The following is a 13,379-nucleotide window of genomic DNA, read 5'->3' on the forward strand; positions in this document are numbered from 1 at the left end:
CCTAGTTGCGGTTCGGGAAAAGGATTAGTCTCAGCATGTTGAAAACCACAATCCAACCCCCAGATGGTCCATTGGGGCCAATGTGGTACTCACCTGTCGCAATCACTGCGACAGGACAGCTTTACATTGCACATTGGTGCTTATCGATTGAGCCTAGGCAGGCTAGAACTGAAAAATCCAATTGCTACAGGGAGTTAGCGTATGGCGCGGCAGCATGTAGGGCATAAGGACATCGTCAAGTTCGCCGAGGAACGTGTGAACTTGCCGCGGGACACGGCGAATGAGTTCCGAGCGCAGGCGCGACGACTGCGGGAACGCCTGGAAATTTATCTGAGCGAGCATCCCGACTTCACCTTAAAGCGGATGTTGCTCTCCGGGAGCTTAGCCAAAGGAACGGCCCTGCGCTCATTGAACGATATCGATGTCGCTTGCTACATCAGTGGTGCGGACGCGCCTCATGACGTGGAAAAGCTTTTGGCGTATCTCGCCGAGCGATTGCGCAAGGCTTTTCCCAACTTTAAGCCCGAGCAAGTGCAGCCGCAGACCTACTCGGTCACCGTCTCTTTCGCAGGATCAGGTCTGGACGTCGACATCGTACCGATCCTGTATGACGGTGACTCAGATTGGTACGGAAACCTTGTCAGCCAAGAAGATGGGTCCTTTCTTCGAACCAGCATTCCGAGACACTTGGAATTCGCAAAGAAGCGAAAGCTGGCTCAGCACACACACTTTGTGCAGGCGGTGCGACTCGCAAAATTTTGGGCAAAGCGTCAGAAAACCGAAAGACAGGGCTTCCGATTCAAGTCATTCATGATCGAGATGCTGATGGCAAAGCTTTGCGACGAAGGCGTTGATTTCTCCGATTACCCCGAGGCATTGCAGCACTTCTTCACGTACGTGGCCCGTAGCGATCTCAGAGAGCAAATTGCCTTCAGTGATTATTACTCGTTGTCGAGCGTTGGTGTCTTTTCTGAGCCGGTAACGATCATTGATCCGGTCAATGCAGCCAACAATGTCGCGAAACTTTACACGCGGCAGCAAGCAGACGCGATTGTCGATGCCGCGCTTGATGCAGGTGATGCGATCGACGCAGCACTCGCGGCCCCAAACAAGCAGGAGACCGTGCGCTATTGGCAGAAGGTCTTTGGCCCGTCCTTCCAGGTCTGAGGTGCACATGAGTAGCTACACGTCTTCTGAATCCAGCACCTTCACTGTCACCCACGCACGCCATATGGCGGCCAAGGTCGCTGCCGACCTCAAGCGCATGCAGCGCCTGTACGGCTCGCCGAGCGATGCCAGCATTAAAACCTTTGAGTCTGAGGTCGTGGAGTTATTGAAATCTGGATATCTCGGAACGGTAACCTATGGCTACAAGCGCGACGGCCAATGGATCGAACCTACGCTACGCTACTCTGCAAAAGATATGGCGAACACCGATGGGTTTGGTGACGATCCCGGTAAGGTCCGACCAGGCAAGAATGTTGTCGGCGCAAATTTTTACAGCTATCTGACCTACTCCGCGGCTTGGTGGGCACTCACTGAGACGCAGCGGACGGCTCTCCATTCGTCGCTCCCATGCCAGCGCGGTGTTGCCTCCGAGCCCTCCGTCAGTGGCTATCTCGTGTCCGACCTTACCTATTCAGCAGGCGGCAAATCTCTTGATCGTTCTAGCGTACGGAATTTCGAATGAAGCCCTCCCTTGAAGATCTGTTTGAACAGCGCCAGGTCTACCCAGACCCTGATGCCCGGTTGCGTCTCGGTCGACTTGTCGGTCTAGACGAGCAGAAGTCACGTCTAGCGAAAATCTTAGGATTACTGGTCCATCCCGCAGGGCTGGATAAGTGGGCTAGCAAGCATCATCCGGGCGCATCTGCCTTGCTAGACACCGTGTTGCGGCGACCGCCGCTCGTGATTCTTGCTGGAGATGTTGGTTCCGGGAAGACCGAATTGGCAGAGACCATTGGTGATGCTGTTGCTCGCCAAGAGAAGATCGAGATCACATTGTTCCCACTCAGTCTCGCCACGCGAGGCAAGGGCCAAGTGGGGGAAATGACTCAATTGATCACATCGGCAATTGACTACACGCTAGCCGAGGCCAAGAAGCTCAAAGCCAGCAGCAGCTCTAAGAGCAACGATGGCGTCATCCTTTTTGTAGACGAAGCAGATGCACTTGCTCAGTCGCGCGAATCCACGCAAATGCATCATGAGGATCGCGCTGGCGTGAATGCGTTTATTCGTGGGATCGATCGGCTTGCACAAGCGAAGGTTCCCGCAGCCGTGATCATGTGCACCAACCGTTTGAGTGCTCTAGACCCGGCCTTGCAACGCCGTGCTGCGGACATCCTGACTTTTGGTCGACCAGACGAATCGCAGCGCCGCTATGTTTTGGAAGATCGCCTTGGGCCGCTTGGTCTGACAAAGGCTCAGGTGAACTCGCTGGTTGCTGCCACGGGATCAATCAGTGATAGGGAGGTTGGATTTACCTTCTCAGATCTCACGCAAAGGCTGATCCCTTCGATCGTGCTGGATGCCTATCCTGACAACGCTGTTCAGGGCCAGCGGGCCCTTGAGATCGCACAGCAGATGGTGCCAACCCCTGCATTTCGTGATCAAGTCTGAGGAGTAGCAATGACGCAGGCGAACACTGCTCGGCGAGAGGGCGACGATTTTCAGGCAAGACAATTTTGGCTTAAAGCCGGCCGCTTGCTCGACGACGAAAGCCCAATCGTTCGTGTCGGCTTTGAGTCTGGGCCGCGGAGCTACGACGATATCTGGGTCGAGTACGAGCGAGGCCGTGGCCCACGCACACTCGACGGGCGCATCCTGCTTCGTGAGCACATACAATGTAAGTGGCACCAGATGCCCGGTAGCTATGGCTATCGCCAGCTGATCGATCCCGGGTTCATCAATGCTGAAACCACATCGCTTTTGCAGCGTGCTTACGCCGCTCACATTTCGCACGGGAGCGACGGAGATCCAGTGAAATTCACGTTGCTCACAAACTGGCAGCCGGATCGCAGCGATGCGTTGCGGATCATTATGGGCAGTAGATCAAACTCCATTCGCGTTGAGCGGCTGTTCGACACGAAGACCGATAACAGCAGGACTGGCGAGATCCGCAAAGAGTGGCGCGAACACTTGTCGCTTGACGATGCGGGCTTGCGCCAATTTGCAGGGACACTCGCGTTCGGTGCCGCCAATGATTCGTTAGACGGCTATCGTGACCAGTTGGACATGCTCTTTGGTCTCGTCGGCCTGCGTCGCATTGCCGCGCATGAAAGCGCTTTTCCTTACGACGACCTTGTCTTCAAGTGGCTAGGACAGGGCCGACTTGAGTTTGATCGTGGAAGTTTCAGACACGCTTGCCGCGAAGAAGGCCTACTTGTTGGCAAGGGAACTCCGCGCCCAATCGTCTATGGAGTCAAGTCATTTACTCATCCGGTTGACCGTTTGGAGGATAGGTGTGTCCGTGTATTGGACTTCGTGCCCGATTTCGATGAGCGATACATCCGTGACGAAGCGGATTGGTCGAAAGCGCTATATCCAACATTGAAGTCCTTCCTTTTGCAGACGGCGCAAGAAGTTGACCGGCCGCGTTTAGCGCTTGATGCACACGCAACTCTTGCGTTTGCCGCTGGCTCCGTTCTCAACACAAAGATTGGCCGAATTGTCGAACTTGAGCAGCGATCACCAGCGCGTCAGATTTGGTCCTCCGATGACGCAGAGTTTGATTCTTCTTGGCCGCAGCTAGTGGCAGCGGAGATAGTCATTGATGCGGCGCGTCCGGAGACAGCTGTTGCTGTCGCACCCACTCACGACATTGCCAATGACGTTAAGTCTTATGTTGAAACTTCGCTCCCTCTCGTTGGCAAGTTGCTGGTGTACACGCCCTCCAGTGGAGCGGGCGCAACCTCTGTCTTGAACGGTCGGCATGCCTTCGAATTGGCGCGTTCACTTGCTTCACAGATCAAGGCTCAGGGGGGGTCCGCTACTGGTCAAACAACCCATCTGTTCATCGCAGCGCCAAACGCGTTGACGTTCTTCATTGGGCAACATCAACTTTTAATTGGTCCAGTCCGCCTTTACGAGTTCGACTTTGACGGGGGCCGAAACCGCTCATATCAGCCGTCTTTGACTCTACCTATCAGTTGAGTCGCGTGGCCACCTATGGCTTGTCCAATCTCTTGCGCGGCAACACATTCCACTCATTGAACTAGTTCTTCGAGATTTCCATGAACGATGAAGGCACCAGGCTCATCTCTATCCCGCACTCTTAGGCCTCTTTGTTCAGACGTTCCCTACGTCAACTTTGGTCGCCCCCGTCAACAACGATCTGTCGAGATCTATCTGTTAGTTGACTCTCTGAGCCAAACCTTGGGGCAGCAAAGCTCGGATAGCTTCCGGCAGTCGGCCAAGCGGTCATTACCAGCGCCTGAATTAAGCGGTGCCGAAAAACAGAGCGATGCGCTCTAGTGGGGTCGCTACGTTTCACTCGAACCCGAGGCAGCAGTGAGCGGCGACGTGGAAAAATCCTGTCGACGCAGCAGCGGATTGCCGTACAAGGTCATTGCCATGCTGTTCTTGGCGTCGTCCCCCATTTGCGACTCCACGCGGCGATTGCCGGCGGCATTGGCCCCAAGAATCGTTTCGCCCGCCTCCCAGGCAGCCAGAAACCCCGGCAACCAGTGCGACGGCACGCGGGGGTCCAGTGGCCACGGAGACGCGATCACTGCCAGACTGCCGCGCTCCAGAAGCAGCTTGGGCAAGCCGACGGTGGTACTGGCGACGGGATGTTCGTCCTGCCGCCCGCCACTGCAGACGAACAGCACCGCTACGCCTGCCCCTTCCAGTGCCGTAGCAAGTGCAAGCCCGCTGACCTGAAACTTCGCCTCATCGGAAACGCGCTGAAAAAAGCGATTCTCGTCCGCCAAACTACCGTGGGCCGCCACGATGGCCAGACTCGCGTTGCGCAGCGACTCGGGCACCTGCGCTGCCGTAGACAAGGACACCCCGTAATGCTCAAGGCCATCGCCTACCCGATCGGCCACCGTCGCCAAGGTGGCATTGGCGACGTCGTCGGCCGTCGTAGAGATCCAGGCCGTCGCCGGTCCGTAGGTCTTGCGCGGCGCGTTGATGGCGGCACTGAGCCAAGTCAGTGACGGGGCGACCGCCACGTGTGCGCTTCGCCCAATCGGCTCGTCCGCCACCAGCAGCAGCTGCGGTGGCAATCGTTGCAGCTGGGTGTCGAGAACGAACAGCACGCGGTTGCCGACGCCTGTGGACAAGCCCAGACCCTGCATGCTGTTGTAGAACACATTGGGGTCCCAATCGCGGCCCGCGTCCCGCAGTTGATCTTCATCCAGGCCGTAGTCGTAGGGAAAGCGGTTCATCCAGTGGTGCAGGCGCTGCATCGAGAATGCGTGCGCTTCGCGGGTGACGGTCAATTCGCCTGCTTGAGCGCTTACGCGAACGAGGCGTTCGTCGGCATCCGCGGCGAGCAGTTCGACCCGAATTCCTTGCCGCGAAATGGCTAGCATGGTTTCCGCCGGGTTCTGCACGCGCGCGGGTAGCCACCCGCCCTGTGCCTCCCCGGGCAGCGACAGGGCGTGATCGGTCGTCAACTCTGCGGAGAAACTGGCTAGCGGTGGATCGCCCAGCGTGCCTGCGTCTGCGAGTTGGGCTCGCGCGGCGCGGACGAGCCACTTTACATCGAAGCCCACGTCATCCGCATAGCGCGTGCGTTGAACCGCGTGGGTCAGCGCTAGCAACTGATCTGGCCCTGGCGCCGCGTTGGTGGCCAATCGGACCAGGCCGCTGGTTATCTCGCCCGCCCCGCTGCTGGCGGCTTCGATGCGCGCACGGATCGAAGCGTCGACCGGCGTCTCCAGCGAGGCCAGTTGACCCTGGATCTGAACCGCCATGACGAGGATGGGGCCAAGTTGGTCATTCGCCTCCTGTACGGCCTGGAGGTTGCGATCGGCCACCCGCAGCAACTCAGACCACGCCTCCGGATCCGCGGTGCGAGTCGTGTTGAGGCCGTGGAGTCGCAGCCCGACACGCATGGTCTCGATGCGATGCCCGTTCTTCTCGAAGACGCCCAGCTGCTTGAGAAGCTTCTCGCAACTTTCCAGCACATGCTCGGCCTCGACGAGCAGGCCCGTGTCGCGCAGCGCTCGGACGATTCCCATTGCCTCGTAGTACGCCTGCTCAAGCTCAATGGGCGCCTGCGTCGCGAGGGCGCAGCCAAAATACATCAGGGCGCGGTACTGATTGCTACTGCGGTGGTGGACATCGCCGTAGGCATACCACGCCAACCGCAAGCGCTCGGGCTGGCCGTGGCTGGCGGCTAGTCCTGCCTCGGCCAAGTCGCGCGCCAACTGCGCCTCCCCGCTCAGTACCAGTCGGCTGTTTGCCAAGCGCAAGATCTCCAGGTCGTCATTCTTGCGGGTGGCGTGGGGTGCGATGGCGAAGGCAGCGATTACCGAGACCCGCAACGTGTTCGTGTCGTCCAGAGTCTCTTTCTCGATCATGTAATGGACGACTTGCTTCAGATGCCGCAAGGCCGCGTCCGGCGATACGGTCATCAGGTGCGCGGGCAGCGCCGTCGATGCCAGATCGACGGCGCGACGGGACGAAAGCCATCCCAGAGCGTCGGACATGAATGCATTCATCCGCGCATCGTCGGGCATCGCCGTGTCGATATCCGGCAGTTCGGCGGCTTGCTGCGGAAGTCCCACCAGCTTGAGCAGGACGTACGCCAACAGCGCGACGCCCACCGACCCCGAGACGTCCACCGACAGCACTTCGTCCAGGCGCTCTCGCGAGTCGGTGTCCTCCGGCGTGATCGCCAAGTAGTGCAGCAGGAACACGACCGCGTCCGAAAGCGTCTCCTTTGTCGCATCGTCGTGGGCAAGCAATAGTTGTTCGATCGACCAGAGCACGACGTTGACAGCATTGCGCGTCAACGACGAGGTCGGATCGGTCTGTATCGCAAGCGACAGTGCGTGCAGCGGCAGGTGTCTGGCGCGTGCGTTGAGGGCCATCGCCAGCCGGGACTCGCTCACCAGGTGTGGCCACTGAGCATCCACCGCGGCGGCGAGCTCGACGTAGTTGGGAACCTCGGGCTGGGCGAGCGGCTGGGTAACGAATGTCGCGTAGTCGTCCAACGGAATCGCGGTCGAGCCCATGGACTGAAACGCCACCGAATCGCGGGCCGCCTGCAGCATCCGCCGCAACTGTTGGGCCCGAAGCACCACGGACGCCGGGAAGTGCCGGGCCAGCCAGTCGCTGGTCTGGCGCGCGATGGGCGGTGAGTCGAGCGATTGGCTCAGCTCGAGTGCCAGTTCGTTGGTATCGAGTTCGCACAAGCCGCCGGCACTCGATTCGAGCAGGCGCTTGGCCAGATCCAGATCTTCGGATCCCATCGCCACTGTCGACAGCTTCAATTTCAGGTCGGTCGGCGCGGTGTCGGTGTCGATTGGGCGAAGCAGTTCCAGGGCTCGTGTCGCACGGCCTCCCTTGTACAAGACCTGCACCTTGCACAATTCCTTCGCCGACGCTGCCAGCCAATCCTGAGAGTCGATCTCGGCAAGCACGGAGACGATGTCGCCGCGCTCCACGCGCCCGACCCACTCGTCGAGTCGCCCGATAATCTGGTCATCCACGGCCCGAGGATCATCCCCACCCCAGACTGTGCAATCCATGTCCTCGAACGCTTTGCGGTTGCGCGCGAGGTTGGGCAGATACTCACCCACGTCCAACAGCACGCACACCGATTCGGGCACGCGAGGAATGCATTCTTGGGCGAGGTCGGCCAGTGGCGAGATCCAGCGATCCTCGGGAACCTGCATGCTCTTCGCGCGCGCGATCTCCCACTTCGCGGACCGGTAGCGCGCGGCGTCCACAATCACAACGAAGCTCGCTTTCGGGGCGTTCGCCACCGCGTCCACGACGGCACGCGCATCGAAAGATTCGGCGTGTCGGACAATCAATCGGCGCGACAGAATGTCCAGTTCCTCCGCGTCCATGGCCGTTCCGCGTTTACGAAACATCTGCGCGGCCACGTCGGCCATGACGGTATCTGGCCTGTCGGGCGGCAGCAGCACAACGGCGTGTCGGAACAATTGACCACCCTCGGCATTGACGGCGTTTACCAGGACGAGCAATTGCAACTGCGCCAGGCGGGTCGCGTCATTTGGCCCGGCGAAGACCAGATTGAGGTTTTGCAGCTCGCCGCCTGCAAGCAGGTCAGCCCAAGGGAATTCATCGCCCGTCATCGGGGTTGCCATGCGATCGTCCTTGCGTGCTTATCGAAGATTTGTCGTGGCCCGGCAGCTGGGGTACGAGGTGCAACCCAAAAGCGGGCCATGCCCCGGGCGGGCGCCATGGGCGTCATCGCTTCACCTGGTCTTGGGCCTTGCAACCTGCGTTGCTTGAGCGGAGGAAGTCACTACTCGCGCCACGGCCATACCATATCGTCCGTGCTTCGACGCAAGAAGGTCCGCTGCAGGGAGAGGCCGGACTTATCGGCGCCGTGTTTCCAGCGTGGCCGGTTCGTGGCCCAGTGCCGGCGCCTGCGGGCCCGCTGCGCCTCGTCCAGCGTAGCCATGTCCGCTTCCTCCCGCATCCAGCACAGGGCGCGCCGGTCGGCGCAGTACTCGAATAAGACCCAAGCTGCGAAGGCCGCTTCCGGGTCGTCGCGTCGCCAGTACTCGCGCCACCAATGGCGGGCGCAGGCTTCCAGGTAGCGCAAGCGCGCCGTACCCCGCCGGACCTCCTGGGCCCATGAGCGCGCATGGCCCTCAGGCCATGCGTCGACCACCGGCAGCTCGTTGCCCGCCAGGAAGCCGCGCAGGATCTCCGCACGCTGCTGGCACCAAGGCACCTGCGAGCCCAGGTCGCGCACGATCACCGCCTCGAGCCAGGCCGTACCGCCGTTGAGTTGCGCCGCGAGTGCCAGCTCGTACAGCTGCGCATCGGTATTAGTGTGCTTCGGGTCGAGCAGGGCCTCGCGCAGGGCCATGACCTCGGCCGAGGCCGGGACCCGGAATAGCATGTGCCAAAGCTCGGGCAGCTTCGCCGCGCCCGTCACCCGGGTACGCATGGCGCGGCCCAAGGCGCGCCACACGCTCGCGCCGCGCGCCGGCTGCGCAATGAGCAGCGCTTCGACGATCGCCAGGAACAGCCCCTCGGCCAACCGCACGCGCCGCACGAACTCCGCGCTCAAGGTCTCGTGGCCGTCGATCCACCGCGTGAGAAGGTCGGGAGCGTGCTGCAGGATGGCTTGCCCGTCCTCGCGCGTGACGAACTCCAGATACAAGCTGGCGCCCTCCTTGCGCGCCTTGGCGATGCGCGCGCGTGCCGTCTCGCTCGCGCGCTGGTGCGCTTCCTGCTGCGCTTTTTCATCGAACGCATGATTGAGTGCTTCGGCCGAGTTCGGGTCCTCGGGCGGCATCGGGCGGGCCGAGTACCACGGCGGTCGTTTCGATGCGTCCGTGCGCTCGACGAAGATCTGCGCGCCGGGGTCGGGGGCGTCACGCGGACCGCCGGCGAGGATGGCATCTAGCCGCTCCAGGGCGAAGCGGGCTTCCGAGGAGTCGCTTCCGCGCAACCGCACGGCCTCCAACAAGCGCCACGGCGCCAGGCGCGCGGCGACCTGCTCGAACGGCTGGCCGCGGGTGGCCTCGATGAGCGCGCCGGATGCAGCGTGCGCCGCGAGCGTGTCGCCATCGAGCGTAAAACCCCAGCCCGCATGGTCTAGGTGTGTGCCTAGGCGACGGGGATCGGCGGCGGCCAGCACCATGAACGCCAGACGCACGTCGATCTCGTCGGTCGAGTTCGTCTTCTCCAGCAACCAGTGCCACGCCGTATCGCTCAGCGCCGGCGGCTCGGTGATCAAGAGCACCAAGACGTCCTTCTGCTGCTTGGGCGAGCCGAACCGGTAGCTCTCGATCAACTGATCGACCTGGGCGCTGCTCATCGGGCGCAGGTCATCGGTGATCGTGGTTGGGATGCCCGACAGGTCGGCTTCCACGACCAGCATGGCCTGTGCCAGTGCGTCGAGATCGGTCAGTTCGGTCAGCAGCAGCCGCGTCGCGGCATGGGTCTCCTCACCTTCGCGAGCATTGCGTTCGACCGTTCGCAAGGTGCGGGCCGCCGCAGCCTGCACGGGCCCGTGCAACAGTAGCGCATCGGTCTGGTGCCAAGCGTGCGCTGCGCGTGCCCCCACGGTCGTCGGCGCCCGGGTCGCCAGTTTGCGATGCAAGTCCGCCAGCACCTGCGGCGCGCACCGCGCGAGGACCGCCTGCTGCTCATCGAAGCTATGGTCTTCGCGCGTCGCATAGCGGCCGGTGCGCATATTGTCCAGCGGGAACTCGCGCGCCGCGTCGGCGACGGCCTGGCAGAAGGCGGCGGGCGGCTCGAAAGTCGGGTCGAACCACACGTCATCGCATTTGCGCAGGCGCACGTGCAGCGGCAGGGTCTCGTCCGCCAGCACCGCCGACACGTGTCGGCGCTCCAGCCGGAAGTACAGGCTCCGGCCGGGATCGGCTAGGTAGTGCTCTTCATAGGTAAACGGCCGGCCCATGACCACGTTCAGTGCCACTGCGGCCTCGTTGTCCTCTTCGCGGCCCGACACGTACAGCAGCAACTCGGCCACTCGCCGCGCCAGTTGCGGATGCACGCCGACTTCGGGCACGCGGCTTGCCATGTCCGTCGCGGCCGCCCGCACGCTTGTGGCGACGGGATCGGCATCGACCGGATTGAACAGATACACCCAGCGCAGCTGGTCCCACGCCCGATGGTGGGAGCCGGCGGCCGCGGCGATGGCAGCTAGGCGCAACGCGGGTACCGCCTCGACCAGCGGGTAACCTTCGACCAGGGCGGGCAAGTGGTCTGTCCACTGACCCTCGTCGCGATCGACCAGCACCATCGCCTCGCCCAGCAGCATGAGCGGGCCCGAGGCATCGATGCCGATGCGCTCGATCCATCGCTTGTGCCGGTGCGCCTCGGCTTCCGCCTCCGGCTCGGACTTGGTGCGCAGCTCCACCTCGCGCGAAATGACGCTCAGCCATTGCGCGGCGCGGGCGAAGATGCGCGCGCGCACCGTCGCATTGTCGCGGTCGATGCCACGCAGCGCCTCGACCGCGGTGTGCCGGCTGGCCGCGTGGTTGTAGCGATGCGACAGCTCGATCGCGTCGAGCAAGGCATCGGGCATTTCCGCCGCGAGCGCTTGCACCTCGGCTTGGTGGTTCTCAGCCAGGTTCTGCGTTTGCAGCCACGCCGCCGTGAGGACGCCGAGCAGAGGGCGGGGCGGTCCTGACTCGAGGGCGATGGATACGGCGGCGCGCAGGATTTCCGAGCGCTGGTCCAGGCCGCTGATGGGATCGAGCCACGGCTCGAGCGCGGACTCCAGCGCCTCGCGCGTGGCGTGCGGGTTGGCAGATAGCAACTGCACGGCGGTGGCGCCGAGGGCGTGGTTCACCAGCGAGGGCGTCAGTTGCAGCGTACCGTCCGAAAGCCGAGTGAAGAACGCGGAATCGGCCAGCTCGCTCAGGCGCTGGTAGACCTCTCCCGGCGCCAGGTCCGAGCGTGCGGCTGAATCACTGAGCGCCTTGAGCGAATAGGAACGGATGCCATCCTGAAAGCCGGCGGCCGCCGCGCGCAGCCACTCGGCCCATTCCGGCGCGGAGAACGCCTTGTTTGCCGACGCGCCGGCGGTATCGCTGCCATACTCCCACAACAGCCGATGCAAGGTCACCGCACCGGCGTCGACGAGCCGCTCGCGGAAGCGGATCACCAGGTCGAACAGCCGGGGGATGCGCGCGGTCGTGTAGAGGTCCGGGTGCAAATCCGCGCGGCGCAAGCTGTTCAACGCGAGCATCTGGTCGAATTCGCCGTTGGGCGTTAGGTCGTATCCCTCGACCTCGAAAGCCACGGCAGGATCCACCAGCGATGCGAGACGCCGCAGCTTGACCTCGAAATGCAGCGTGCGCGTGGTCGTGATCGTGCGCACCAGCCCGACGAAGTCCGCGCCCTGCAGGACCTTGAGCAGGCCTTCCCAGTTGGCCTGAGGCTGTTGGCTCATGCCGTCGAAGACCACCAGCAGGACCGGCCCCTCAGCAGGCGGACGCAGCAGCATGCGCTCCAGTCGGGCGCGCCAATACGGCGCATCGCGCACCTGCATCATCTCGAGCAAGCGCTCGGCCAGGAAGGACTTGACCTCGTACGCCGACCCTAGGTCCCGCCCACCTACCGCAGCGGCCGGGATGAGCAAGGTGGCCGGCAAGTGGTTGGCCCGCTCGATCAGCCAATCGGTAACCGCCCAGGTCTTGCCCACCCCGAACAGGCCGGTGGCGCAGGCCGGCGACGCGGTGTCGGCCTGCGCGCTCCACCACTCGTCCAGCTGGCGCAACACCTGCGCGCGGTGGATGTGCCGCTTGGCGCCACCGGACACTACTTGGCCCAAGTGAGATTGCGATTGACGCGGATCGGTCCAGATCGAGCGCAGGCGCGCTAACGACTGGCGGCGAACGACGGCGGTGCCGATGTGCCAGGCGGCCAGATCGCGGCGCAGGCGCTCGATCGCCGCGCCCAAGGGGACCGCCAGCCGGGCGGCTAAAGCACCGGCGACCGGATCGAGCAGCTTGGTCACGAGCGCGGGATTGGAGGCCAGCAGCGCGGCCATGGCGGGCTTGTCGTGGGATTTCCAGTCGACGATCAGAACAGCGATGCCGTAGCCGTTGCCGTGCTTGAACAGCTGGCGCTCGAGCTGCTCGTCGGCCTCGCGCGTCGCGGCAAGGATCCACGCCTCCAGCGCCGGGTCCGCCACGATCGCCTGATCGATCTCGCCCAGCAGGAGCCGGTCATTGAGCGAGGTGTCGTCCCGGTAGCGCTTGCATTCGATGCGCAGGAACCGCTCCTGGCGTCCGGTAGTGCCGGCGTCCGCCCCGTACTGGAAGCCCGACTTGGCCACCGCGATCGAGACCCCGATCAGCTCGCCAATCAGCGCGGCGGTCAGGTGCTCCAATCGCGTTGGCGGTTCGATGGTCTGCACCAGCGCCTTGAGCTGTTCGAGGTCTGCGGTAAGCGCTACTGCCATTCCCTTCCTCCTAAAAGACGGTGCGCGTCGCCAGCACGGTGCCGCCACTCAGTGGGGTCTTTGCACGGACCCGGGCCTCAAGTGTGCGGCACCGGAATCTTACTGACGAAATTCGAGGGCCCGATAGTACTTGGAGAGAGCCGATGGGGCCCAAATTGGCGCGCCCTGCGCCTCGCGGCGGTCCGATGCGTCTTTATCGGCCTGCTTGAGGATGCCGTGGGGCTGGTGTGCGTGATGCCCAGAAGATGTCGACAAACAAGCGTAGTTCCGCTCGCCGCGC

The 13,379-nt window shown here is 62.6% G+C and carries 6 protein-coding genes; 4 read left to right on the forward strand and 2 right to left on the reverse strand.

The window, feature by feature from the left end:
• Nucleotides 1-201: 201 nt before the first annotated feature.
• From CPBF1521_RS19345 to CPBF1521_RS19360, 4 genes are read left to right on the forward strand one after another with little or no spacing between them, the layout of a single operon-like run.
• Nucleotides 202-1,167: a CBASS oligonucleotide cyclase gene (locus tag CPBF1521_RS19345; protein ID WP_115677981.1), complete on the forward strand. Its 966-nt coding sequence runs from the start codon at nt 202-204 to the stop codon at nt 1,165-1,167.
• A 7-nt stretch (nt 1,168-1,174) separates the two neighbouring features.
• Nucleotides 1,175-1,690, forward strand: a complete 516-nt coding sequence (locus CPBF1521_RS19350) for an HORMA-1 domain-containing protein (RefSeq protein WP_115677982.1) — start codon at nt 1,175-1,177, stop codon at nt 1,688-1,690.
• A complete protein-coding gene (locus tag CPBF1521_RS19355) occupies nt 1,687-2,619 on the forward strand; it encodes an AAA family ATPase (RefSeq protein ID WP_115677983.1) in 933 nt (310 codons plus the stop codon). The genes CPBF1521_RS19350 and CPBF1521_RS19355 overlap by 4 nt, the downstream gene beginning before the upstream one ends.
• A gap of 9 nt (nt 2,620-2,628) precedes the next feature.
• The gene (locus CPBF1521_RS19360; RefSeq protein ID WP_115677984.1) at nt 2,629-4,152 is read left to right on the forward strand and encodes an SAVED domain-containing protein; all 1,524 of its coding nucleotides are present in this window, start codon (nt 2,629-2,631) and stop codon (nt 4,150-4,152) included.
• 329 nt (nt 4,153-4,481) lie between these two features.
• On the opposite strand, the gene CPBF1521_RS19365 is transcribed toward CPBF1521_RS19360, so the two are convergent.
• Both CPBF1521_RS19365 and CPBF1521_RS19370 read right to left on the reverse strand, forming a co-directional pair.
• Nucleotides 4,482-8,288 (reverse strand): CHAT domain-containing protein, encoded by a 3,807-nt coding sequence (locus CPBF1521_RS19365; protein WP_115677985.1) that lies wholly within the window; start codon nt 8,286-8,288, stop codon nt 4,482-4,484.
• 161 nt (nt 8,289-8,449) lie between these two features.
• Nucleotides 8,450-13,099, reverse strand: a complete 4,650-nt coding sequence (locus CPBF1521_RS19370; protein WP_115677986.1) for a hypothetical protein — start codon at nt 13,097-13,099, stop codon at nt 8,450-8,452.
• Between the last annotated feature and the right edge of the window lie 280 nt (nt 13,100-13,379).

Origin of the sequence: Xanthomonas euroxanthea, assembly GCF_900476395.1 — a bacterium.
Lineage (GTDB): Bacteria > Pseudomonadota > Gammaproteobacteria > Xanthomonadales > Xanthomonadaceae > Xanthomonas > Xanthomonas euroxanthea.